19 protein-coding genes and 1 pseudogene are annotated in these 25,948 nt (G+C 41.8%); 7 read left to right on the forward strand and 13 right to left on the reverse strand.

What is annotated here, in order from left to right; all coding sequences use genetic code 11:
* Positions 1-108: 108 nt before the first annotated feature.
* A complete protein-coding gene (locus tag WJM94_RS06475) occupies positions 109-606 on the forward strand; it encodes a hypothetical protein (protein WP_444493417.1) in 498 nt (165 codons plus the stop codon).
* 304 nt (positions 607-910) lie between these two features.
* Here WJM94_RS06475 and WJM94_RS06480 read toward each other — a convergent pair whose 3' ends face one another.
* Together WJM94_RS06480 and WJM94_RS06485 are read right to left on the reverse strand one after the other, a co-directional pair.
* On the reverse strand, positions 911-2,944 hold the full coding sequence (locus WJM94_RS06480) for a prolyl oligopeptidase family serine peptidase (RefSeq protein WP_444493418.1): 2,034 nt from the start codon (positions 2,942-2,944) through the stop codon (positions 911-913).
* A gap of 128 nt (positions 2,945-3,072) precedes the next feature.
* On the reverse strand, positions 3,073-3,972 hold the full coding sequence (locus tag WJM94_RS06485; protein ID WP_444493419.1) for a LysR family transcriptional regulator: 900 nt from the start codon (positions 3,970-3,972) through the stop codon (positions 3,073-3,075).
* A 172-nt stretch (positions 3,973-4,144) separates the two neighbouring features.
* On the opposite strand from WJM94_RS06485, the gene WJM94_RS06490 reads away from it, so the two are divergent.
* Positions 4,145-5,836 carry an L-lactate permease gene (locus WJM94_RS06490; RefSeq protein WP_444493420.1) on the forward strand — a complete coding sequence of 564 codons (1,692 nt, stop codon included), beginning with the start codon at positions 4,145-4,147 and terminating at the stop codon, positions 5,834-5,836.
* Positions 5,837-6,140: 304 nt separating this feature from the next.
* A complete protein-coding gene (lldD, locus tag WJM94_RS06495; protein ID WP_444493421.1) occupies positions 6,141-7,280 on the forward strand; it encodes an FMN-dependent L-lactate dehydrogenase LldD in 1,140 nt (379 codons plus the stop codon).
* 155 nt (positions 7,281-7,435) lie between these two features.
* Here lldD and WJM94_RS06500 read toward each other — a convergent pair whose 3' ends face one another.
* Complete coding sequence (locus WJM94_RS06500) at positions 7,436-7,783, reverse strand: helix-turn-helix domain-containing protein (protein WP_444493422.1); 348 nt, start codon at positions 7,781-7,783, stop codon at positions 7,436-7,438.
* A 225-nt stretch (positions 7,784-8,008) separates the two neighbouring features.
* Between WJM94_RS06500 and WJM94_RS06505 the strand changes: the two genes are divergently transcribed.
* Entirely contained in the window at positions 8,009-9,112 is a 1,104-nt protein-coding gene (locus WJM94_RS06505) for a mechanosensitive ion channel family protein (protein ID WP_444493423.1), read from the forward strand.
* A 66-nt stretch (positions 9,113-9,178) separates the two neighbouring features.
* On the opposite strand, the gene WJM94_RS06510 is transcribed toward WJM94_RS06505, so the two are convergent.
* Positions 9,179-9,898, reverse strand: coding sequence for a carbonic anhydrase (locus WJM94_RS06510; RefSeq protein WP_444493424.1), 720 nt, complete (start codon positions 9,896-9,898; stop codon positions 9,179-9,181).
* Positions 9,899-10,512: 614 nt separating this feature from the next.
* Between WJM94_RS06510 and WJM94_RS06515 the strand changes: the two genes are divergently transcribed.
* The gene (locus WJM94_RS06515; protein WP_444493425.1) at positions 10,513-11,532 is read left to right on the forward strand and encodes a patatin-like phospholipase family protein; all 1,020 of its coding nucleotides are present in this window, start codon (positions 10,513-10,515) and stop codon (positions 11,530-11,532) included.
* An 87-nt stretch (positions 11,533-11,619) separates the two neighbouring features.
* On the opposite strand, the gene WJM94_RS06520 is transcribed toward WJM94_RS06515, so the two are convergent.
* Positions 11,620-11,781, reverse strand: a complete 162-nt coding sequence (locus WJM94_RS06520) for a DUF968 domain-containing protein (protein ID WP_444493426.1) — start codon at positions 11,779-11,781, stop codon at positions 11,620-11,622.
* Positions 11,782-12,072: 291 nt separating this feature from the next.
* Between WJM94_RS06520 and WJM94_RS06525 the strand changes: the two are divergent.
* Positions 12,073-12,183 (forward strand): annotated as a pseudogene (locus WJM94_RS06525) (integrase); the annotation flags it as partial.
* A 270-nt stretch (positions 12,184-12,453) separates the two neighbouring features.
* On the opposite strand, the gene WJM94_RS06530 reads toward WJM94_RS06525, so the two are convergent.
* Together WJM94_RS06530 and WJM94_RS06535 are read right to left on the reverse strand one after the other, a co-directional pair.
* Positions 12,454-13,683, reverse strand: a complete 1,230-nt coding sequence (locus tag WJM94_RS06530) for an MFS transporter (protein ID WP_444493427.1) — start codon at positions 13,681-13,683, stop codon at positions 12,454-12,456.
* 33 nt (positions 13,684-13,716) lie between these two features.
* Positions 13,717-14,709: a helix-turn-helix domain-containing protein gene (locus WJM94_RS06535; RefSeq protein ID WP_444493428.1), complete on the reverse strand. Its 993-nt coding sequence runs from the start codon at positions 14,707-14,709 to the stop codon at positions 13,717-13,719.
* 381 nt (positions 14,710-15,090) lie between these two features.
* Between WJM94_RS06535 and WJM94_RS06540 the strand changes: the two genes are divergently transcribed.
* Positions 15,091-17,490 (forward strand): glycoside hydrolase family 3 N-terminal domain-containing protein, encoded by a 2,400-nt coding sequence (locus WJM94_RS06540; protein WP_444493429.1) that lies wholly within the window; start codon positions 15,091-15,093, stop codon positions 17,488-17,490.
* A 319-nt stretch (positions 17,491-17,809) separates the two neighbouring features.
* Here the strand turns inward: WJM94_RS06540 and WJM94_RS06545 are convergent, their stop codons facing one another.
* From WJM94_RS06545 to WJM94_RS06570, 6 genes are all read right to left on the reverse strand, one after another.
* On the reverse strand, positions 17,810-18,199 hold the full coding sequence (locus WJM94_RS06545) for a DUF2703 domain-containing protein (protein ID WP_444493430.1): 390 nt from the start codon (positions 18,197-18,199) through the stop codon (positions 17,810-17,812).
* 316 nt (positions 18,200-18,515) lie between these two features.
* Positions 18,516-19,547 carry an L-threonine 3-dehydrogenase gene (gene tdh, locus WJM94_RS06550; protein WP_444493431.1) on the reverse strand — a complete coding sequence of 344 codons (1,032 nt, stop codon included), beginning with the start codon at positions 19,545-19,547 and terminating at the stop codon, positions 18,516-18,518.
* A gap of 52 nt (positions 19,548-19,599) precedes the next feature.
* Positions 19,600-20,793 (reverse strand): glycine C-acetyltransferase, encoded by a 1,194-nt coding sequence (locus WJM94_RS06555; RefSeq protein ID WP_444493432.1) that lies wholly within the window; start codon positions 20,791-20,793, stop codon positions 19,600-19,602.
* Positions 20,794-21,005: 212 nt separating this feature from the next.
* The gene (locus WJM94_RS06560) at positions 21,006-23,330 is read right to left on the reverse strand and encodes a putative bifunctional diguanylate cyclase/phosphodiesterase (RefSeq protein WP_444493433.1); all 2,325 of its coding nucleotides are present in this window, start codon (positions 23,328-23,330) and stop codon (positions 21,006-21,008) included.
* Complete coding sequence (locus WJM94_RS06565; protein WP_444493434.1) at positions 23,330-24,259, reverse strand: transporter substrate-binding domain-containing protein; 930 nt, start codon at positions 24,257-24,259, stop codon at positions 23,330-23,332. The genes WJM94_RS06560 and WJM94_RS06565 overlap by 1 nt, the downstream gene beginning before the upstream one ends.
* Positions 24,260-24,323: 64 nt before the next feature.
* Positions 24,324-25,721, reverse strand: coding sequence for an aminotransferase class V-fold PLP-dependent enzyme (locus WJM94_RS06570; RefSeq protein ID WP_444493435.1), 1,398 nt, complete (start codon positions 25,719-25,721; stop codon positions 24,324-24,326).
* Between the last annotated feature and the right edge of the window lie 227 nt (positions 25,722-25,948).

Raw genomic sequence — 25,948 nt, forward strand, 5'->3', positions numbered from 1 at the left:
GAACACTTTACAAGCAACAAAACAACACGAAATTTAAAACAACGACACTTGCAATTGATAATTATTTTCATTTAATATTTGAGTAATTCGAATGTTTGGGAGATGGAAATGAATATTGAGCGATGCTGGATGCACTACATGAAAGCAAGGCAATTAATGCAACAAGGCCACTGGCCTGAAGCTCATCGTTTATACGAAGATGTGCTCAATCACTTACCTAACCACATTCATTCTGCGCTGGAAAACGACCAGACGAAGCCCTGTCAATTCGTTTGTTTGATTAGCGGACTACGTGATGCGAGTGTGGCGCAATCAGAAATTCTCAACAGACTTGGGTTACAGCGCGACGCCTTTTCGGCACTCAACCAAACATATGCTCTTTTTCAATTTTTACAGTTGGAAAACCACTATCTTATTGAACGCTTGAGTAGCCTGCTTGCTCAGCAAAGTGAAAACCTACTTGCACATATGGCAGCGTTTTGCTCTGCCCAACGTAATGCGGAGTGGATGCTAGAACTGCAACGTGTCACTCACGCACACGAACAGTTTTTACAACTTCAGACGATGATATCTGCAGAGCCAGCGACTTCTCGTGTTTACAATTAAGCCACAAATACCAGTAAATGGATAGACGCCTCATTTGGTAATGAAAACAATGAAAATCAATGTGATACTGCTTATTTTCATCGCCTTGTCACACATTTGAACTAGGATTAAATAGAAATAAAAACTTCGTGTTTCTAGAGAATGGGCGTAGCTGCCTTTCGGTTTGGCCGCCGAGACTGGTTGGTGCAAAGAGTCAGACTTAGTCAACCTGACTCAACATACTGATAATCGGTATGACTTGAGTTCCCCCAACCATGAAAAATGCCGCGATTCTGTCGCGGCATTTTTTATTACCAGCAAAGCGTTATACGTCTTCAACCCCCATATTAAAGAGAGTAAACGCATACACATCGGTGGTGAGATCGATTTGCTTGCTGAGCGGCATACCCGCACCATGTCCTGCATTCACATCGATACGAATCAATACCGGATTTTCACCCTGATGCTTGTCCTGTAGCTCGGCAATGAACTTGTAGGAATGTGCTGGCACTACGCGATCATCATGATCCGCAGTTGTGACTAATGTCGCCGGATACTGCACATCCTCTTTGACATTATGTACAGGTGAGTAGCCAAGTAGATACTGGAACATCTCCTCACTTTGCTCAGAGGTGCCGTAGTCGTACTTCCAGCCTTCACCAGAGGTAAAGGTGTGGTAACGCAGCATATCAAGCACACCAACAGCAGGCAGAGCCACTTTGAACAACTCAGGTCTCTGAGTCATGCACGCGCCCACCAGCAACCCACCATTCGAACCCCCGCGAATTGCCAGACGCTCTGAGCTGGTATAGTCATGCTCAATCAGGTACTCCGCAGCCGCGATAAAATCATCAAACACATTCTGCTTTTGTTGCTGAGTACCCGCGTTATGCCATGCCTTACCGTATTCACCGCCACCTCGCATATTCGCGACGGCGTAGATACCACCTAACTCAAGCCAGTTGGCCACATTACCAGAGAACATTGGTGTCAGGCTGATATTAAAACCACCGTAACCGTAAAGCATGGTCGGCGCTGTACCATCAAACTTAGTTCCTTTCTTATAGGAGATGATCATCGGTACTTGCGTACCATCTTTTGAGGTGTAGAAAACCTGCTTCGACTCATAGTCATTTCGATCAAATGGCGCTTTAGATTCCTGATAAAGCTTCGATTCACCCGTTTCGACATCAAAAGAGAAAATCGTCGGTGGCGTTACGTAGTTAGTAAACGTGTAGTAAAGCGTAGTTTCTTCTTTCTTCCCAGCTAAGCCATATGCCGTGCCTTCACTTGGCAATTCAACATCACGAATCCACTCACCTTGGTAGTTGTATTGCTGAACTTTCGACAGCACATCAACCATATAAGTAGCAAATAAGTAACCACCACCTTTACCGATTTCTAACGGTTGAGCTTGTTCAGCAATGACCTCTGCCCAATGTGAGGATTGAGTGTTGTAACTAACGACTTTGCCATTTGGCGCTTCAAGATTGGTGTAAAAAAGCAGTGTTTCATCCTGACTATCAATCAGATAAGTGTCGCCTTGTGTGGTTTCGCGTAACGTCACAATCTCTTGTGCTGCTGAGTTCAAGTCGATATAAAACAGGCGGTTGCCGGAAGTTGATTCCGCACCAGAGATAATTAGGTAGCGATCATCCGTCGTTGTCGTTCCTGAGACATAGCGGTGCTTCTCAGATTCTAGTGAACCAAAAATGACCCTGTCTTCTGACTGTGCGGTACCCAGTTCATGATAATAAAGTTTGTGCTGCTCGGTACGTGCAGACAGTTCACTGCCTTCTGGTTTATCGTAACTGGAATAATAGAAGCCTTTACTGCCCAACCAGGAAATCGAGGTAAATTTTGCGTCGACGATTTCAGGCTCTAGCTGCGCTCTGGTTTCTGCATCAATGACAAAAATCTTGCGCCAATCGCTACCACCTTCAGAGATTGAATACGCGACTAAGCGGTTATCTTTTGAGAAACTCACTTCTCCAAGCGATGTTGTACCCTCTTCAGAGAAGCGGTTTGGATCCAGGAATACTTCCGCTTCACCCTCTCCTTTTCGACGATAGAGCACGCTTTGATTTTGCAATCCATCATTTTTGTAGAAGTAAGTGTAATCACCACGAACAAATGGCTGTGAGTATTTTTCGTAGTTTTGACTGTTTGCGACCAGATCGCGGATTTTCTGGCGATAAGGAATTTGGCCAAGAAAGTCAAAAGTCACTGAATTTTGACTTGAAACCCAGTTTGCCGTTTCTTCGCTACGGTCATCTTCCAACCAACGATAAGGATCGGCGATATCGTGTCCAAAATAGTTGTCCACGATAGCGTCTTTACGAGTTTTTGGGTAATACATAACGTCCGTGTTGCTCCGATTATCTATTATTTTGATTGTAATTGAGATTAATTCTCAACACATAGCTTAGGGCACCACCGTTTGATTTCAACTAAAAGATTGAAACATTTATTAAATCTATGAATGACTTAAAAATAATGAGATATCGTTAAGTAGCGTTCACGAATATGCTCAATTAACAGTTTCACTTTGTTTGGCGGTTGACGAGTAAACGGATACACCGCATAGATACCGAGCTTTTTACCGACTAACTCAGGGAAAATATCGACTAACTGACCATTTCGAATATCGTGATAAACCAAACAACGCGGAACATACGCGATACCGTGACCACCTAACGCCGCTTTGCGAAGCGCAGTAGCATTATCGGTAGAGAAACTACCCGAAACTCTGACGATATAGTTGCCTTCATCACTCTTAAATTCCCAGTCAGAAGCACCTGTAGTCTGGTAGGCATATTGGAAGCAGTTATGACGAGTCAAATCAATCGGTTCTATTGGCTTACCATTCTTGGCAATATAAGAGGGCGAAGCACACACGACCCATTGCGAGTCAAGAATATGGCGCGCAATTAAGCTGGAATCTTCCAGATAACCAGTACGAATAACCAGATCGTAGCCGTCCGCCACTAAATCAACAAAGCGATTATCAAGAGACATATCGACCGTTAATCCCGGATGAAGATTACAAAACTCCGCTACGGCATCAGCAAGAATCAGGTCTCCGGAAATGGTTGGTACGGACATCTTAATATGACCGCTTACATTCTCTCCAAAGCCTGCAACTGCATCCATAGCCTCCTGAGTGGCTTGCTTCACATTTTTAGCACTGTTCAGCAACACCTTTCCAGCTTCAGTCAGCGTCAATTTACGCGTTGTTCGATATAATAGCTGGGCCCCTATTTCTTCCTCCAGCCTTGCCATTCTTTTGCTAACTACTGAATTTGTAAGGTTATTTGCTTCTGCCACCTTACTAAAACTACCTAGTTCGATTACCTGAGAAAACAGGATTAAGTCGTCTGCTCGCATCGTATTATGTCACTTTTGGAATTAATTATTTTCATTATTTCCCTATATTAAAAAAAAATAAAGGAGTAGATTCACGCCCTGTTAACAAAACGATCACAACAAAACCATTACAACAAAAAGTCGCCTCTACAACGGAACACTGTTCGAAAGTCTGCGAACGAAGGATGTACAAATGAGTGAAACCCTACTTGCCCTAGTGGCATTTTCGCCAATTGTTGTTGCCGCCATTTTACTGGTTGGTCTCAACTGGCCTGCAAAGAAAGCCATGCCCGTTGCGTTCGGTATTACCGTCGCTATCGCCCTAATCTTCTGGGATATGTCAGCTACTCGCGTACTGGCGTCTGTGTTCCAAGGCTTAGGAATTACTGTCTCTGTCCTTTGGATCGTGTTTGGTGCCATCTTCTTACTCAACACTTTAAAACACACCGGAGCGATCACTACTATCCGTAACGGATTTACGGACATCTCAGCCGACCGTCGTGTTCAGGCAATCATCATCGCATGGTGTTTTGGCTCGTTCATTGAAGGTGCATCTGGCTTCGGTACGCCAGCTGCAATTGCTGCACCTTTGCTAGTGGCAATTGGGTTCCCTGCTTTAGCAGCGGTACTGATGGGTATGATGATTCAATCTACCCCGGTATCGTTCGGTGCAGTAGGTACACCAATCATTGTTGGCGTAAACAAAGGATTGGATTCGCATAACATTACTGAAACATTAGTAAGCCAAGGCTCAACGTGGGAAGCATACCTACAGCACATTACTGCCAACGTCGCTGTGATTCACGCTGTGGTTGGCACCATGATTCCAGTGTTGATGGCGATGATGTTAACACGATTCTTCGGCAAAAACAGAAGCTGGAGTGAAGGTCTGGATATCCTGCCATTCGCTCTGTTTGCTGGGATTTCATTTACGGTACCTTACGCGCTGACAGGTATTTTCCTAGGCCCTGAGTTCCCGTCTCTGATTGGTGGTTTGGTCGGTCTTGCGATTGTTGTCACTGCAGCGAAAAAAGGCTTCCTGGTACCGAAAACAACATGGGATTTTGAGAGTGAAGACAAGTGGCCTGCAGAATGGCTAGGTTCTCTTAAAATGAACATGCAAGAAAACCACGGCAAACCTATGAGCCTGGTTAAAGCTTGGCTACCATACGTGATGTTGGCAGTGATTCTTGTTGCAAGCCGTGTTAGCGCTGATTTTAAAGTCTTCCTGCAAAACATCAACGTATCGTTCAATAACATTCTGGGTGAAGCAGGTGTCAGCGCAGCAATTCAGCCGCTATACCTACCTGGTGGCATCCTAGTGTTCGTCGCTCTGCTTGCAGCAGTACTACAAAATGGCAGCGCTAAACCACTACGTGAAGCCTTTGGTGAATCCAGTAAAACACTAATCGGAGCAGGCTTCGTACTGGTGTTCACAATTCCGATGGTACGTATCTTCATCAACTCAGGTGTAAATGGTGCTGACCTCGCAAGCATGCCAGTAACGACAGCGAACTTTGCCTCTGACCTTGTTGGTGCTGCATTCCCGGCATTGAGTGCCACTGTCGGCGCGCTAGGTGCGTTCATCGCTGGCTCTAACACGGTATCGAACATGATGTTCAGCCAGTTCCAGTATGAAGTTGCTCAGACGTTATCTATCTCAAGTGTAGTAGTGGTTTCTCTGCAAGCTGTCGGTGCTGCTGCGGGTAACATGATTGCCATTCACAACGTTGTAGCGGCATCAGCAACTGTAGGTCTATTGGGACGTGAAGGTACAACTCTGCGCAAAACCATCATCCCAACTTTCTACTACGTTGTTATGACAGGCATTATCGGTCTGGTACTGATTTACGGACTCCAGATGACAGATGCCTTAATGAAATAAACGAAGATGCAGGGTGTCATCGCCCTGCCCTGTTCAGACACAGCTATCATCAGGAGTCCCCCCGACAAGCTAATTTAGCTTTCGATATCCCCCGATAGCTGTGTCACCTTAAATCATTTTGCATAGCTGATTGAATACTTGAGCACTGATTGTTCAATCAATTATGTAAATTGGTTACCTGAATGACTCGCTCTTAATAGTCGTGATTTTCTGATAACCCTTATTCTGATGTCGTCAGCTACACCGTAGCGATGAGAAACAAACGCTCCACAACTTTGCTTAGATTAAACGCTAGGACACAATTATGATTATATCTGCTTCTACCGATTACCGCGCAGCCGCTAAAGCCAAGCTACCTCCGTTCTTATTCCATTATATTGATGGCGGCTCTTACGATGAACGTACTCTGAAGCGCAACACTGACGATTTAGGCGATGTCGCTCTTCGTCAGCGCGTCCTGCGTGACATGGCGGACTTAAGTCTGGAAACTGAAATCTTTGGTGAGAAGTTGGCAATGCCTATCGCATTAGCCCCTGTAGGTTTGACGGGTATGTACGCACGCCGAGGCGAAGTTCAGGCAGCCAAGGCAGCTGAGAAAAAAGGCATCCCGTTCACCATGTCTACCGTGTCAGTTTGTCCGATTGAAGAAGTAGCCCCAGCCATTGAGCGTCCAATGTGGTTCCAGCTATATGTATTGAAAGACCGCGGCTTTATGAAAAACGTTCTTGAACGTGCAAAAGCAGCGGGCGTTACTACGCTGGTATTCACGGTTGATATGCCTGTTCCGGGCGCACGTTACCGTGACATGCACTCAGGTATGAGTGGCCCTAACGCAGCCATGCGCCGCGTATTTCAGGCGATGCGCCATCCTAGTTGGGCACTGGATGTCGGTATGCTTGGCAAGCCGCACGATTTAGGCAACATCTCTACTTACCGTGGTGAGCCAACTAAGCTGGAGGATTACATTGGCTGGTTAGGCGCTAACTTTGATCCTTCCATCTCCTGGAAAGATTTGGAGTGGATTCGTGACTTTTGGGATGGCCCAATGGTAATCAAAGGTATTCTGGACGAAGAAGATGCGAAAGACGCGGTACGCTTCGGTGCAGATGGTATTGTGGTATCAAACCACGGTGGTCGTCAGTTAGATGGCGTTCTTTCTACCGCTAAAGCACTGCCAAGCATCGCAGACGCCGTAAAAGGTGACCTGAAGATCTTTGCTGATTCAGGTATTCGTACTGGTTTGGATGTTGTTCGCATGCTGGCACTCGGTGCAGACTGTACACTTCTGGGTCGTTCGTTTGTCTATGCACTGGCGGCACAAGGTGGTGCTGGTGTTGAGAACTTGCTTGATCTGTACGACAAAGAAATGCGCGTAGCTATGACATTAACAGGCGCGAAAACCATCGCCGATCTGTCACAAGACTCTTTAGTAAAAATGTCTTAGTCGCACCAAACGCACTAAGAAAAAAGAAGAAAAGCGAAAAACAAAAAACGAGCCATCTAAGGCTCGTTTTTTATCGCTATAAAACAATTCAAAATAACAAGGGCTTCGATTTACAGTCATTCAAATACTGGTTGAAACCGGATGTTACTCTAAGGTTAGCGCACTTGGTGAACGTACTCGATCACAACTTGGTTGCCATCAATAAACACATTGCTAATGTCACCATCCACTGTCACTCGATTCTGTAGGAGAACAGATCCGATAGCAGCCATATCTCGTTCCGTTAAAGTCGGAATCACCTGATTAGGGCGCACATGTAGCTGTTCACATAACTGTTTTACAAAACCTAGCGTCAGGGGAGAACTACCACGTAATAAACCTGAAAATTCATGTAAACTCAAACCCAGGCGTTTCGCCATGTCCATTTGAGTGATGTGCATTTTGGCTTTCTGTGACATCCAGGTGTTGTAGAGCGCATTCCGATCCAGCTCTGTAAATTCCATATCTGCCTCCGCTAATTTAAGTGGCCATACCCTCTCACACTTACCTGACCTTAATGTTAGCGATAAGTCAGAGTACTTATAATTAATGGTTCTTGTTGTGTCAGGTATTGTTGTTCAACTCTACTCAAAATACGGACAGTTAAATAAGGTTTATCTTAAATTTCTGGGGTGTGCGTTTAATATCTGCTACCTTTCCCTCAATGTTTATTAGAAATAAAGTTACTTATGTCACAGTGGTTTATCAATTTTCAAAACTATGTTCAGACACATAGTGAAGAGTGGAGCGGAAGCGTTCTTTTTATCACACTAGCCAGCTTTTTAGCGTGGGTGGCTTGGCGAATCGTCCGCTCCCGTCTCGCAATACTAGTCGAGAAGACACCCTTCCATTGGGATGATATGCTGCTCGAAGCGTTAAAAGCACCCGTGAGTACACTCATTTGGTGCTGGCCTGCGACAGTGTCCCTCGGCATCATATTAGAAAGCGAACTGAACGATAAAATAGACTGGTTGAGCACGCTAAAGCTCATTTTAATCATCAGCGTATTAGTCTGGACTCTAATGAGGTTAATCACCAATGTAGAAGACTATGTCCTTGAGAAAAATAATCGTGATGAGACTACCGTACAAGCCATAGCTAAAGTCGCTCGATTGTTCTTTGCCACATTAGGCATTTTGACCATCATGCAGTCATTTGGTCTGTCTCTTTCAGGTCTTCTCACCTTTGGTGGTGTGGGTGGTTTGATAGTGGGTTTGGCTGCCAAGGATTTATTGTCGAACTTCTTTGGTGGTTTGATGATCTACTTCGATCGCCCCTTCAAAGTTGGTGACTGGATCCGCTCACCAGACCGCGAAATAGAAGGTACTGTTGAACGTATCGGATGGCGTATGACCATTATTCGCACGTTTGATAAGCGCCCGTTATACGTACCAAACTCTGTGTTCAGTAGCATCGTAGTAGAAAACCCGTCTCGAATGTTGAATCGACGTATCTATGAAAAAATCGGTCTTCGTTATGACGACGCTGAAAAAATGCCGGAGATCATCGAGGCAATAAAAGGAATGTTGAAGACTCATAAAGACATTGATGCACGCCAAACACTGATTGTGAACTTTGATTCGTTTGGTCCGTCATCGTTAAACTTCTTCATTTATACCTTCACAAAAACGGTGAATTGGGTTCGCTACCACGAGGTAAAGCAGGACGTCTTACTTCAGGTAGTCAGCATCATCAGAGAGCACAATGCTGATATTGCTTACCCTACTCAAACCCTTAAGTTGGACCCGATTCAAATGGCCAACGCGAAAGAACAAGACGACAGCGGCTTTTAAGCATCACACCAACACAAAGCCCACTCTACTCGGAGTGGGCTTTGTGCATCGTGGTTCAGACAAACACTATTGTTTTGTCAAAACCATACGTGCATTCAAAGGCTGAACCGGACGGTTGTTCTCACCCATCGCTTTTTCAAACTTTTCAGTTTGCTCAGCAGAAATGGTTTGTGGCTCCTTAATCACAAACCAACGCACACCTTCTGAACAAGGTGGTGTGGTTAGTGAACCATTGAAGCGGTAGTAATCTTTGTCACTCGGAATCAGTGCACTGGTATCAAATGGTGCACGAATGGTAACGTTGTTATCTTTTTCCGGGATAGTTTCGAGTAATTTCTCAAGCGCAGGGTTTGCATCACCCTTTTCGAAGAATACCGCTACAACTGCTAGGTTACCGTCTTTATCAGCGTGAACATAATGTGCTTCTAAAGGATAGGATTTACCATCTACATGGTTTTCAGATGGCGTGTGAAAATGGAACTGTTTCAGATTGAATTCCTTACCATCAATCAGCAGATTATTCTCACCTTCTAAACTGGTTTGCAGTGTATGGCCATTGTTCGTCAGAGAGATAGCTTTACCTTTGTAATCCAGCTGAAGTTTAGCTAACTCAGACTGAGTAGCTGACTGGATATTAATCGGACTCTGGTTTTTGCCTTGTGCACATTCAGAAGCAAACTCGCCCCAATGTTCAGGCCCGTGGTTACCTTCGTATCCCCAGTTTGCTGCATGCGCTGAACCAAACAATGCCAGTGACAAACCAAGTGCTGCGAGTGACTTATTCATAGTGTTACCTTATTCCATCAAGTGAAGTATTTAAACCCCGCTATACTAATCCCAGCCGATTAGGTCGTAATAGTATGCAAACTATGATTGCACAAAAAATTTGGAAGCAACGCCTCTAGTTATGTAAGTGATAGTGTATTTAGAAGCTACAAGGTTCACAGAAAATCAACAAAAACCGAGCATCACTGTGATATCTAGCGACTTAATCACATTAACGCACCAACCTGCTAAATCTCTCCTTGCGATTTCCTTCACGTGCCACCGTTGACATCACGACCTTGTAGGAACGCACCTAAATGGAAAGAGTTTCACTCTGCTTTATAATATAGAGCTAAAGCTCTATCCAGACAAGAACGCAGGCCACGACTCCAAGAACAACGTGGTTTGGTTATAAACATACTCTATCTAGTTAAATTTCGAATAACGCACTCGAACAACCAACCCAAAATATGCAACTTAACTTATAAGAATCTACTATAAATTAGTGATATTGATTTGTTGATATCAAAGGCGACATAACTTGGGTATCGAAAACCACAATGAGCCGCCTAAGCCGCGTTATTTTTCAAACTATCTGTGACAGCCGCTATAAAATACAGCAAAGGAGGTTGGCAATGGTCATGAGAATCTTATCAATCGACGGAGGCGGAATTAGAGGAATACTGCCTGGCCAGATATTAGTCGCGCTCGAACGTAAATTGCAAAAAAAAACAGGCAATCCCAATGCCAGAATAGGTGATTATTTCGATATGGTCGCTGGTACAAGTACAGGGGCAATTTTAGGTGCTGCATATGTTTGTCCCGATGGGAAGAATGGCGGTAGGCCAAAATTTTCAGCAGAGGAAGCCGTCAACTTTTATCTCGAAGATGGAGATGAAATCTTTGACGTTGGATTTTGGAGGTCTATTGCTACGCTGAGGGGAGGACGTGATGAAAAATACTCGGCAAAGGAACTTGAGAGAGTATTAAGTGAAGCCTTTGGAGAAACAAAACTTAGTGAGTTGTTAAAACCAACCTGTTTCGTTTCTTATGATGTAACCCGACGGCTGCCGAGAATATTTAAACAACATACTGCGATAGAAAAAAATAGAGATTTCTTGGTTCGAGATCTTTTGAGGGGAAGTACTGCCGCGCCAACATATTTTGAAGCAGCGCGAATATACTCGCTACCTCCGTTGAAGCAAAAGTTTATACTCGTCGATGGAGGCATGGTAGCCAATGACCCTGCCTTATGTGCTTATTCAGAGGCAATTAAATTTGACGGTGTATCTGGAATTAAGGATATGGTTATTCTATCTCTAGGTACAGGAAAACGATTACAAGGCTACACCTATTCAGAAGTTAAGGATTGGGGGCCTTTAGGCTGGGCAAAACCATCTATTGACATCGCCTTAGAAGGTGGTCCACAAATGACTGAATACTACTTAAAGCAAATATCTTCCACCGTAAAAAACTCCAAGTATTACAGAATTCAGCCAGAGTTGTATGGGGCTGATCCAGCTCTTGATAATGCAACACCAGAGAACCTTGAAAACTTACGTGATGCGGGCATAAGAAACGCGGAAGCACATGATAAGCAACTAGATAATATTGCGGACATGTTGATTAAACTAGAAAATAAAATTCAGCAATGACATAACACATTTGAGCCTTCTACCTATCATTAGGTAATAACATTCCTTTGGCTGCGCTAGCAGCCAATTCTTATCGAATAACATAGTTTACCCAATCGCCCCAACCTCCAGTGTTTTACTGATCGTCTCTTTCACATGCCATAGCTGATCGCCGAGCTGGCGTTCCCAGCTGTCCATATCGCAGTGCAGTTCTTGATTATGTTCATTACATAGCAGGAAGGAAAACATATCCGAAGCCTTACCTCCCATCGAATGGGTTTGGTTTTCTTAAGTACATCGCTGAAAGCATTAAAAGCGCAGCGCCACCTCACCCACTTGTATCCAGAGAATGAGCATGAAGTCGAATTGCCAGGAGATGCTTACCAAACAGAAAAGCTCCGTTTCGTGTTCAACCCTAAAGCCGTTCGCCAACAAAAAGGAAGCGACTACGACTATTATGGAAAACACGCGTTAGTAAGAATCTGGGCTGACCTTTGCAAAAAGGGTGACATACCATTCCGGAATCAATACCGACTTAGACACACGTACGCCAGCTGGGCAATCACCCACGCGAACGTCAATGTCAGTTACCTAGCTCAACAGATGGGCCACTCAGACATCACGATGGTTGCCAAGGTGTACGGGAAGTGGTTGATAGAATCTAATAAAAAGAGTCGGATAGGGTTTAGAGGGAGCTACAGAAGGTTAAGTGACCTTTTGTAGCTCACTTTTGGTCATCAGTGACTTTGCTAAATTAGCAAAAAATGGATTAGCTCAAGTATCGGAAATTTCGATAGGCAAAGTTCAAGACCTGACCCTATAATCCCATATACATAACAATAAATCTCATCGAGGATGTAGATAGTTTCTTGATACTACTCTTTGTATATTCCGGATGTTTGATAGAGAATCAATTAAGTGTATCACTATATCAGAAATAGCTTATTTTTCATTAACCTTACTAACAAACACAGCTGACAGAATAGAAAAAATCGCCATTATTAAGAAAAACAGTGTATAACCATCATCTTCCATCCATACTGTACCCAAATATAAAATTGTAGGTGTGATAAAGCTGACTAAAGATTTTGCTATATTATTAGTCGTATTCATTATAGCAATATCTTTTGCATAATTATTCTTAGAAGGTAATACTTGATTAACTAAAGCTAGGTCTACTGAATTAAAAATTCCCCAAAAGAATTGATAAAAAAATGAAATAATAATCACATATATTATCGATTCAGAGTAAGAGTAGCAGAACATGCAAATGGCTATACTAATGGAGGAGAAAACAATGAAAGGTTTCTTTACTCTCTTTTTATCAGATAAGTAACCACACAGTATTCCAGAAGCTATCATTAAAATAACACCTAACGACGTAATCGCTTGTAACTCAAAAACTTTATCTTCTGTCAGGTTAAATCTAACTATGTAAAATAGCGTCATCATACTCAAGCCAGAAGTTACAATATGAATACAAAATCTACTCAATAAAGTCCAAGTAAAATTTGGATACAGAGAAAATTTAGGATAGAAATATTGAAAATAATCTCCCTCTTTGTGCCTGTTATTAACAGACATACCACCTATACATTCTAAATCAACAAACCTACAAATAGCCAAATTACAAACTAGTTGTATCGAAGCAATTAGGAGTATCTTGTTTTCTATGGATATACTAGAAAATCCTCCCATAATAATTATACTAATGGCCATTACAACTAGTGGTATTAGACTTCCGGTTAATCCAGATACTTTTCCAAAGCTATTAGATTTGAACATTTTTGGTATCAGTACAAAGTATAACAATGATACTAGACCATATGAAAAATTAGACAACACCCAAAATGTTATTAGTATAATTATATTATTAGAATATGACAGAAAGAACATGGATAAGAATCCTGTCACACTCCCTATTAGAATCAATTTTCTACTATTAAATACATTTGAATTATATTTATCAAATAAATAGCCTCCAATAGGATTTAATATACATATAGATAAACTAACAATTCCTAATGAAATTGGAAACCAAAAATGAGCGAGTTCTTCTCCAACAATACGTATGATATTAAATTGACCCACACCATAGGTTAATAAAACAGGCGGTATTATTGAGGTCGCAACACCAACGATAATGGATATAATAATTTTATTTATATTCATATAACCTTAGAATATATTAACCTCTATACATAATCAGCCATTACATTCTTTTCTATAAACCAATGGTGTAATCCCTGTCATTGACTTAAAAAACCTTGTGAAAGACGCTTGAGATGAAAACCCTAACAACTCTGAAATATACCTTATAGAATACTTACTCTCATATAAATGACTCATTGATAACTCTAACAAAACATTGTTTAGTATTTCGCTATATGTTCTTTTAATTTTTGATAGTTGTCTCTGTAAAGTCCACACAGGGATGTTTATTTGAGAGGCTACATATTCAATTGAACACTTTCCATCAGGATTAGAATGATAAAAACCACGAATAATAACTGATATACTCTCGATAAAATCAACGTCTTGATAAATATCCACGTCTTGAGTTATGAATGGTTTTAGGTTACACCTATCCTTAACTTGGGACAGACCTGGATTATAGTTTTTAAAATTATCATTCAAGCCAAGTGAATTTACAATTATTGATGTTTTGGGTTTATTAAAATTCACTTCACATTTTAAATCTCGAGTTATTTCTCTTTCAAATGATGGTTGACTTCCCGATACAAAGTTCATTGTTATTTTATAATCATTAGGATTAGGGATGTAAAATCGGACCAACTCCATGAGGATAATCATATTTCCTAATGGTAAATAAATACTACTTCTCAAATCCTCATTTGGAGGTAAAAAAATTATTTCTATTTCATTATTATTTAACCATATTAACTTACTACTATTATGTTCACTTCCTCCACTAATCAATAAATAGTATTTAATTGCAGTTATCAAACTCTCACTATTCAAACACACTAGTCCGAACTGTGGAAATACGCTTGAAAAGTTAAATAAAACATCTTCTTTTCTATCGTATATTCTTAAGATATTAAACCCTAACCTTTCGGCTCTATAAATTAAATCATAATATTCTAAAATTGGAACCCTATTGTTTTTCCTGTAAATCAAATCATTTTTAAAATCAAGAAGTTCAACAACATCATGGTAAGTTAAGTTATCACCCATTGATTTGCATATAATTTGTTTGCATAAAAAATAAGGAACAAAAGTCATTTTTGAATAATACATTAAGGCAAAAATTAACAATATCACTAGTGATAAAAATGGACAACACAACGTAACTTGAGATTGTGATCTTATTCAAACAACGAGCCTACTGTTGTTTAAAGGTAAAAAACTGTCCTTAAATGAAAAAAACCTTCACTCGATACTATGTATTATAAATGCCGTATTTTAGAGGTGAAATGTAGAGCATGGATATATTATTAGAATTTTCCACTTTATATTTAACCATATAAGATACCCACATTACCCCCCAATAGATTTATTTTTGTATTTCACAAAACGTATGTAAGCGCTTAGTTCGGTTACATTGTAGGAGTTCACATGAACATAACACCCTTATTCACAAAGCATAAATGTTCGATTGCTGTAATTATCGCTATTAGCGGTCTAATGCTCGGATGTAATGACTCCAGTGCGGATAAAACAGAACTTACTGGTGATGCCTATTACAAAAGTATTGCCATGGACTACCTATCTCATATGACACTAAGTGAAAAAATAGACGTTGTATCGGGATCAGACATTGGGCTTTCTGCTAATCCAATTAACTTAAAAAGAAGTGCGTGGGGATCAGTAGGTACTATCAATGGCGTATTGAACGAAGAACTCGATTTACCCGCAGTAAAACTTTCTGACGGTCCTGCAGGAGTAAAATCCGCCCCTTATCTCGTTGATGAAGAATTGTCAGATTCCTATGCCACCGCATTTCCTATTGGGTCATTACTAGCGTCAACCTGGGACGTAGCTTTAGTAGAGGAGCTTGCTAAATCTTTAGGTGATGAAGCAAAAGAGCTTGGCACTGATTTTCTTCTTACTCCAGGAATGAACATTCAACGGAATCCGCTGGCAGGAAGAAACTTTGAATACTTTTCAGAAGATCCTATTGTTTCGGGAAAAATGGCAGCCGCTATCGTTAATGGGGTTCAATCTCAAGGTGTTGGCGCAACACTAAAGCACTTCTTTGGTAATGAGTCTGAAAGTAATCGTTTATACGTAGATACTATTGCTACTCCACGGACACTGCGAGAAATATATCTAAAGGGATTCAGAATCGCGATAGATGAGTCTCAACCATGGTCAATTATGTCTAGCTATAACAAAGTGAATGGTTCTTACGTCGGCCACCGCAAAGATGCAATTACTGACATGCTGCGTGGAGAATGGGGCTTTAACGGATTTGTCATGACCGACTGGGGGGCAGATGACGTAAACAATGACACAGATTCTCCAGCGAGACTCATGAACGCTGGTAACGATCTGGTCATGGCTGGAGGCGACCATATAAAAGAAGCACTCCAAGCTTCTATTGAAAACGGTGATTTAGATGAAAGTACACTCGATGAAAATGTAGTAAGAATTCTAACTCAAGCGCAAAAAACGTTATCTTACAATGACTACGATTATAGCGGCGTACCCAATTCTGAGCAGAGCATAGAAATTGCTCGCCGTGCGGGTGCCGAAGGTATGGTACTTGTAAAAAATGAGAGCGCTTTGCCAATCAATAGTGATACACAAAGCGTAGCGATGTTTGGAGTAGCTCAAAATGCTACCTATAAAGGTGGATTAGGCAGCGGCAATGTATTGTCAAAATACACTATCGATATAGCAACGGGGCTTTCAGAACGATTTACCGTAAACGAAGATTTGAAAGCGTGGTATCAAACTTATTTTGACTCCAATAAAATTGCCCACAATGATAGCTGGGGTCCATTGGCCTATTACGAAATCGATGAAGCTCCTGTTTCCGGTAATAGTGAACTTGAAACTTTAGTATCTGAATCTGCGTTGGTTGATGACATCGCTGTTATATCTGTAAGCCGCCAGGCAGGTGAAGGGGCTGATCGAACTGCTACCGAAGGGGACTATTATCTTACTACAGATGAAATGGATATGATTACTCAAGTTTCATCAGCATTTCACGAGCAAGGTAAGAAAGTAGTTGTTGTTATTAACAATAATGGAGTTATCGATACGTCCAGATGGAGTGATAAAGTAGATTCGATTCTAATCGCTTATATGGGTGGACAAGAAATGGGCTATCAAGTCGCAGACTTGCTTTCCGGAGATGTAAACCCAAGTGGTAAATTGGCTCAAACGTTCCCTAAAAGTTATACCGATGTTCCAAACTCTGCTTCTTTCCCTGGCATCGATGAAGATAATGATGGAGAAGTAGATAAGATTTACTACAACGAAGGTATTTACGTTGGCTATCGTTACTACTCTTCCAAAGGTGTAGATGTATCTTACCCATTTGGATACGGCCTTTCATATACGACCTTTACGATAGATTCTGCTTCAATAAGTAATAATGATTTGAGTGATGGATATTCAGGGCATCTGACAATCTCTGCAACAGTGACCAATACAGGCAATGTTTCAGGGAAAGAAGTAGCGCAGGTATATGTAACCGCTCCAGAAGTTAAATTGAAGAAGCCAACTATTGAGTTAAAAGCTTTTGCCAAAACATCTGAGTTGGCCCCGGGAAAATCTGAGACTCTGACATTCAATGTTTCGTCTTTTGAGCTCGCTAGCTTTGACCCTAGTTCAAATGCGTGGATCATTGAACCAGGCACATATAATGTTTACATATCAAACTCATCTGACATATCTAATACGTCACCAATATCATTTGATGTAGGTGAAGAAATTGTTGTAGCCCAAACATCACCAGGGTCTTTGGGGATAATCGATGACTCTATAATAGATATTGATGTTGAATAATCGATAAGAATAGTTAAGCCTCGATATCGGCTCTAATTTAGTTAGAGCCGATATCAATTATCGACGAACTCATTGTTCAACCCTATTAAAGTACAAGAAAGCTAGCCAGATTCAGACTATCACATAGCAAATTTAAAGGTCTTTAATATCGATGTGTTTTTTACCAAATACATGAGAATAATTTAGCCAAAATGATTACTGTCATTCAAGCTAAGAATACTGATCCAAGAAAGAACGGAGCAGATATGCGTTACGCAACCATGTCAAACACATTAGTTGTAGCTGATTGATATCAAGCATGTGGGATCCATTTGGGTAGTTATTTCAACTTCTCAGCAGCGGCTAGGAATCCCGCGCGAAGAATCATTTTCTCGGGAACTGCTTCATACGTCTGGTTTCCAATATTAATGGTCCGGCATTCATTATCGCCACAAGGACCACAACAAGTATTTTGTCCTGTAGCAGCACCGACCCATTCTTCGATGGTTCGACCATCGATCAAAATCTTGTTAGATTCTAGTGGATTTTCCTCGAAAACTGTTTGGCTGATAGAACGCTTTTCCATGAGCACTTCGATACCAACTTCTGCCATACAGCGCTTAAGTTTGCCGCATGCAACATCTGTTGCGTCACCAGTACAAGAACACCGCTCGCACGTTTGTCCATCGCTATCAACCAAACGCTGCCATTCGATAGTCATTGTCTTCATTTTCCCCTCCATGCAACAGCCTATTAAGTTGTAAATGGCCAACAATGTAATGGTCAATAATGTCTCGTTCACGCTTTAACATTAGGCAAATTAGGTCAAATATTCGAGGAAAAATGATGCCACGGCGACAATACTAAAAACGTTTAGGGGCAAAAATGAGGTAAGAATTCTTGGGGCTTTTTAGGACTTTCGTTTGAAGGCTAAATGTTTTTTTTTGGGGGGGGGGGGGCTAAATGGGGCTATATTTTCCACTTTACTGTATATGCATACATATTGTTCCAAAAGAAAAAGCGCCCCTTTCGGAGCGCTTAGAATCTTATTCCCAATCAAGGATAACTTTACCGGAAGCCCCGCTACGCATAGCGTCGAAGCCTTTTTGGAAGTCATCAACTTTGAAGTGGTGCGTGATAATTGGCGTCAAATCTAGGCCAGATTGAATCAATGAAGCCATCTTGTACCAAGTTTCGAACATTTCACGACCGTAGATACCTTTGATCACCAGACCTTTGAAGATCACTTGGTTCCAATCGATACCCATGTCTGATGGTGGAATACCTAGTAGCGCAATACGGCCACCGTGGTTCATCGTTTTTAGCATTGAGTTGAATGCCGCTGGGTTACCAGACATTTCCAGGCCTACGTCAAATCCTTCAGTCATGCCTAGTTCTGCCATCACGTCTTCTAGCGTCTGTTCCGCTACGTTCACTGCACGGGTAACACCCATCTTACGAGCAAGATCCAGACGGTATTCGTTAACGTCCGTGATCACTACGTGGCGAGCACCAACGTGTTTTGCAACTGCTGCTGCCATGATACCGATCGGGCCTGCGCCAGTGATCAGTACATCTTCACCAACCAAGTCGAATGAAAGCGCTGTGTGTACTGCGTTGCCAAACGGGTCAAAGATAGACGCTAGATCGTCAGAAATTCCATCTGGGATCTTGAACGCATTGAACGCTGGGATAACCAGATATTCTGCGAACGCACCTTCACGGTTTACGCCTACACCAATAGTGTTACGACATAGGTGCGTACGGCCGCCACGACAGTTACGGCAGTGACCACAAGTGATGTGACCTTCGCCAGATACGCGGTCACCAATTTCAAAGCCACGAACTTCCTGGCCAATCGCAACAACTTCACCCACGTATTCGTGACCCACAACCATAGGTACTGGAATGGTTTTTTGTGACCATTCATCCCAGTTGTAGATATGAACATCTGTACCACAAATTGCGGTCTTCTTAATCTTGATCAGGATGTCATTGTGGCCAATTTCAGGCTTGTCCACTTCAGTCATCCAAATACCTTCTTCAGGCTTTAGCTTTGATAATGCTTTAATTTTCATAATGTAACCTAAAATAAAGGTCCTAGAATCCAGGTCCCAGGACCTAGAAATCTTAAATAATACCCATGTCCTTACCGACTTGGATAAACGCGTCAATCGCACGATCTAGCTGCTCACGACTGTGTGCCGCAGACATTTGTGTACGAATACGCGCCTGACCTTTTGGTACAACCGGGAATGAGAAGCCGATTACGTAGATGCCTTTCTCAAGAGCACGCTCAGCAAACTCAGCGGCTACTTTTGCATCACCTAGCATGATTGGAATGATCGCATGGTCAGCACCACCCATTGTGAAACCTGCCGCTTCCATACGTGCACGGAAGTGCGCTGCGTTTTCCCATAAACGGTCACGTAAGTCTCCACTCTCTTCTAGCAGGTCTAGAACTCGAATAGACGCATTCACGATTGCTGGTGCTACAGAGTTTGAGAATAGGTATGGACGAGAACGTTGACGTAGCCAATCGATCACTTCCTTCTTACCAGATGTGTAACCGCCTGAAGCACCGCCCAATGCTTTACCAAGCGTGCCTGTAATAATGTCGATACGGTCAACAACGTCGTGGTACTCATGCGTACCAGCACCTGTTTTACCCATGAAACCAACAGCGTGAGAGTCATCAACCATTGTCAATGCGCCATATTTCTCTGCAAGGTCACAGATAGCTGGAAGGTTTGCAACTACACCGTCCATTGAGAACACACCGTCTGTTACGATAAGAATGTGACGTGCACCCGCTTCTTTTGCCGCGATTAATTGTTGCTCTAGCTCTTCCATGTTGTTGTTTGAGTAACGGAAGCGCATCGCTTTACACAGACGAACGCCATCGATAATAGAAGCATGGTTTAGCGCATCTGAGATGATTGCGTCTTCTTTATCAAGAATCGTTTCGAACAGACCTGCGTTTGCATCAAAACATGACGTGTAAAGAATTGTATCTTCTTTGCCCAGGAACTTAGAAAGCTTCTGCTCTAACTCCTTGTGAATGTCTTGAGTACCACAGATAAAACGTACTGACGCCATACCAAAACCATGCTCGTCCATACCCGCTTTACCCGCTTCGATAAGCGCTGGGTGGTTAGCTAGGCCTAGGTAGTTGTTTGCACAGAAGTTCAGTACTTCTTCGCCGGAAGAGATTTTAACAGCCGCTTGCTGTTGAGACGTGATAATACGCTCTGCTTTGTAAAGACCTTCAGCCTTCACTTCTTCAATTTGCTGCTTAATCTGTTGGTAAAATGCAGAAGACATTCGCAATTCCTTCTTGATTATTTTGGCGAGTATTCACTCGTTTTGAATTTGGTTTAGCCTTTATGTGACGGGCGTCACCGGCGATCACTTTTCAATTAATTGTAGTGTAATTCAAAGCAGGGAGAGCGATTATCCCTTGGGGTGGAAAAGCATTAATGAACTTGAGGCACAAATATCATTAATGCTTTTCTATGATCTTGTATTGAAAGGATTTATAGCCAAGGTGGCTGTTTTAGTAAGGCCTCAAATTCCGCAGCAGCTACTGGACGGCTATAGTAGAAACCTTGTCCAAACTCACAGTTTAGATCATTGAGGTAATCCACATGGCGATGGTCCTCAATTCCCTCGGCAACGATTTTGAGATTCAATGCTTTTGCCATTGCGATAATAACATTGACCAACTCGCGGTCTGAGTCGTTTTCAAATACGTTCTGCATAAATGAGCGATCGATTTTTAAACGATCGAAAGGGAATTTTTGCAAGTAACTTAATGCCGAGTAGCCCGTTCCAAAATCGTCAATCGTCAGTTTAGTTCCGAGAGCACGCAAATTATCCAGCATGTCTAACAGTTGCTGGTCATGGTTGAAGAGCAAGCTTTCCGTGACCTCGACATCAAACTTATCTGGTGGCAGCCCAGAATCAATCAGACTTTGCTTAATGAGTTCCAGTAATCTTTCACAATAGCGGAATTGTACGCTAGAGAAGTTTACCGACATAAACAGAGGAGAAATAGCTTGCCACTGTGCTGCTTGATGACACGCTTGCTGAATAGCAAACTCCCCCACTTGGTGGATCAAGCCATTTTTCTCAGCTATAGAAATGAACTCTTCGGGATTAACAAAGCCGTATTTCTCATCCTGCCAACGCATCAAAGCTTCCGCCCCGACAATTTTACCGCTTTTCAGTTCAATAATGGGCTGATAGTACAGTTCCAGCGATTGAGTCGAAATAGCATTGCGGAGCCTACTTTCTAAATCCAGATAACGTTGCAAATCTTGGTTCATATTCTGATTGTAGAAGCAGAAAGCATCACGACCATCCTGCTTCACACGGTACATCGCCATATCAGCACAGGCCAGTAATTGCTCAGCATTATCGCCATCATCAGGGTAGACCGACATTCCAACACTACTGGTTATGAAAAACTCATGATTTTGCCAAGTTAACGGAGTATCAAAAGCTGATAAGACACTTGAAGCCACACGCTTAGCGGTATCGGTATCCGGCAGATCAGGGACAACCAATAAGAACTCATCTCCACCAATTCTGGCTAGCAAGTCCGTTTTTCTCGCGACGCGATGCAAACGCTGAGCACTGAGTTTGAGAACTTCATCCCCAACAAAATGCCCCATAGAATCATTAATCTGCTTGAAATGGTCCAAATCGATGAACATAACTAGTACTTTGGAACCACTACGGGCCGCACGAACCAATTCAAGCGCCAACCTTTCTGAACCGTAGCTACGATTAGGTAAATTAGTTAACGTGTCGTATTTGGCTTGAAACTCGAGTTCTTTTTCCGACGCTTTGCGACGCTCTATTTCATTGGTTAATTTTTTGTTTTGCTTAGAAAGAATATCCTTGCGCTTTTTTTCTTCTTCTAATTTTATCTTCAATTCAATTCTATTGTTGTTTGCGACAAACGCATAACAAAGACCAATAACAATCATTATTGCCAGAACACTAAGACCAAGAGTAAAAAGACGAGAAGTATAAATATCACTTTCATCTAGCGGTTCAAACCAAGCCATAAGTTTGAAATGATGCTGTTCCACCGGCACTTCAAAGTATATTTTATTATCTAAGTTTGTAGGGGATGAATAATTATCATCTTTATTTTCAGTCGAATTTTTAGTAATAGAATCCCATACTACCATCTCGACATCTTTAATTTTGAGCACCATTCGACTGTAACGATCTTCGTGCTCTTGATTAGTCAGTTGTTCAATAACGACATTTGTATTGATATCAGCAAGTAAAAAAGCAACATGCTTGCCAGAAAATTCCACTTTTTTTATCACTGTAATAAGAGTGGAGCCATTTTTTTGATATGCGTAAACTTCTTCTGAATCCCCTGCATCAATCTTCAGCATCTTGGGATCTAACCGGTCTAAGACTTCCGGCTCTGTACTCACAATCGTCTTTCCATCACTGCCAACGAGCATAATCTTAGTGTAAATATTATTATTATTGATTAGTTTGCTGTTAACCTTCTTTCCTAAACGATGCTTTAAATTAATTAAACTTGCCCCCAATCCATATTCCATTGACATTCCGGAAGCTAAGTTTGCGAAAAAGGTTTGAACTGTTCTATCACCAGATAAATTACTAATATCCTCACTAACAACCGTAAATAAATTATCGAGTGTACTTGAATAACTTTTTACTTTTAAATCCAGTTCTCTGTACTGTGATTCTTTTAATTTACTTTGACCAAGACTTGTAACAACGATAAGCATAGCCAAATAAGCAGACACCAATATTGCACTTATTGTTATTATCTTTCTGCTGGATATTTTCTTAACAGCCTTTTTCATTAATTTTTCTTATGGTCTTCTACGAAGTAATCGTTATAAAAGTAGTAAATAGATGGATAATACTTTTTGACGAGTTTTTCGTATGTTCCATCTTTCTTAATAGAATCTAAATATTTATCAAATGCTTCACGTAATTCTGGTGAATTTTTACGAAACGCAACCGCCATTTTTTGATTTTCAGATACCGGACCAATAACTTTGATTTCACCTGGCCATTTTTCTAGTGCTATCAGAGTGTCAGCCACATCCAGTAGAGTACTTTCAGCATCGTTCTTCATGATTGCAGGAACCATCTCGTTAAGCAGACGGTCACCATCCGGCAAAATGACTTTTGCTCCGGTGTCATACAAATCGTAGAGGTTAGGATCAAGGCAAGAATGTTCCAGAGCCAGTACTTCTCGCCCATTAATCAGATTTTTAACTGTACTAATATCCTCATCGATTGAACCACTTGGCTGAATCGGTGAGAGTGCGGAATCCGTTCTGGAGACTAACCAGACACCAGACGGAAAGTAATCCTGTGAAAAATCGAGAACCTCTGTTCTCCAGTCAAGAATTGTCACACCGTTGGCAATCAAATCGCCTTCAATAGGCATGGCCTTACCTAACACCGCTTTCTTGCCTTCATATTTGACATTTTGGCCTATAAGCTTACCGACCATATCGCTCCACTGTGCAGGTACGTATTCATACCTGACGCCTAACTGCTCAGCGAAACCTTTTACTATGTCGACATCAAACCCTGTTAGCGTATCTATTTCACCTTGTTCAATGTAAGAGACAAAATTGGCATACGGGACACCGATATGACGTAATACACCACTTTCACGGATCTCTTTTAGATCATTCGAATAAGCTGAAGACGAAACAACGATAGCTGTCATTATCCCCAACGCCGTTATGGTTCGTTTAAGTATATTGACTGACATAGTAATTAACCTTTTTATTCCATATAAGCGCCCAAAATGGACGCTTATATGGTAAACAATAACTTTAGAATGAATAGTACAAGTCTGTAATCGCTTGAACTAGCCCTTCTACATCTTGCTCATCATGGAACAAGTGAGTGGAAATACGAAGCGCGTAAGTCTCATCTTCATCATCTTTATACAATTTAAAATCCGTTGTACGAATGATGTAGCCATACTCCTCGCGCAAGCGATCTCGGAACTCAGTGAGAGTAACGCCGTCCTTCACATCATAAAATGGGTTGAACGTCGTGATACCACTCTTTAGACCTTCTACATTTGGCGAGAAGATTTTCGCATCTGGCAAAGCCTCAGCGAGTAACTCTTTACACAGACTACCTAAAGCAAGAACACGCTCTTCAATTCGGTCTCGACCAATCTCATCCCACATTTTACAGCTATCAGTTAACGCTTGTTTCGCTGGGAAGTTATCGTTACCAATGTACTGAAGCTGGATCTGTTTGCTCATGTTCGCATGAGAAAGTGATGAGTTAATCAACCAAAGTGGGTTCTCACGATCCCAATACTCATTTAAACGCTCACCTTTTCGTACGTATAAAATACCAGTTGCGCCAGCGCCACACTGCCATTTATGGCCAGATCCTGCATAAAAGTCACAGTCTAAATCGTGGAAATCAAGATCGAGCATACCAATGGTGTGAGCACCATCGATCATCGTAGGGATGTAGTTATCATTCGCTAGTTTACAAATCGCTTTGGCAGGTAAAGCCGTGCCTGTTTTGTAAGTGATGTGAGAGAAAACAATTAGACGTACGTTATCATGCGCTTCAATCGCTTCGCGAAATGCTTCAACGTATGCATCTTCAGACACATCTTCCGTACCGGTAAATACTGGAAGTTGAATTTCAACAACATCTACACCAAAGCGATTTTTAGCAACATTGAGTGGAGAAAGCGCAGCAGCGTGCTCATGGTGCGTTGTTAAGATTACATCACCCGGTTCAAAGTGCAGACCATTGATGATTGTACATAAGCCATCTGTGGTATTACGGCTAAGGACAATTTCGTCCTCGTCAGCGCCAAATCCCGCAGCAATTTCCGCAGCCATATTGGTAACCTGTGGCCAAGAACCAAACTTGCCTTGCATATCCCATGGGTATGTTGCGACCAGCTTGTTATTGTCTGCGTAGTTTTCCAGTACATGCTTCGGCATAGAACCTGTTGTACCGATGTTCATGTACGTAGTTTTCTTGTCTAAAACGAACTGTTTTTGTACTTTACGCCAAAATTGTCTATCGTTTTTACTACCTAGACCTTGGCTGCTCCAGTTAATTTTCTGCTCACCCGCTTGTGCTATGCCTGAAAAGGCGGAAGCACTCACACCAGCAACAACGGCACCCGTTGCTCCTTTCAGAAAATTACGGCGGCTGCGATCAGTCAGAGTAGATTCCTTGTTGCCCATCTTTTTCATTCCTTGTCGAAATTAGCCATCATATTGTTAACTTAAACACGTAACTATCTGTTACTAAAACATTATTACTTATTCAAACCAGAGTTTAATTTTTTTCTCTGCCATTAAGTGACTTTGGTTCCACTTTTTCAACTAAAATAATGATATGAGCAACATTTTACATACAATATGATATTCACATTGGCTCATATTGAAATATTAGCTATATTGACTATGTT

The organism is Vibrio sp. YIC-376, from assembly GCF_052353105.1.
In the GTDB taxonomy this organism is placed as follows: Bacteria; Pseudomonadota; Gammaproteobacteria; order Enterobacterales; family Vibrionaceae; genus Vibrio.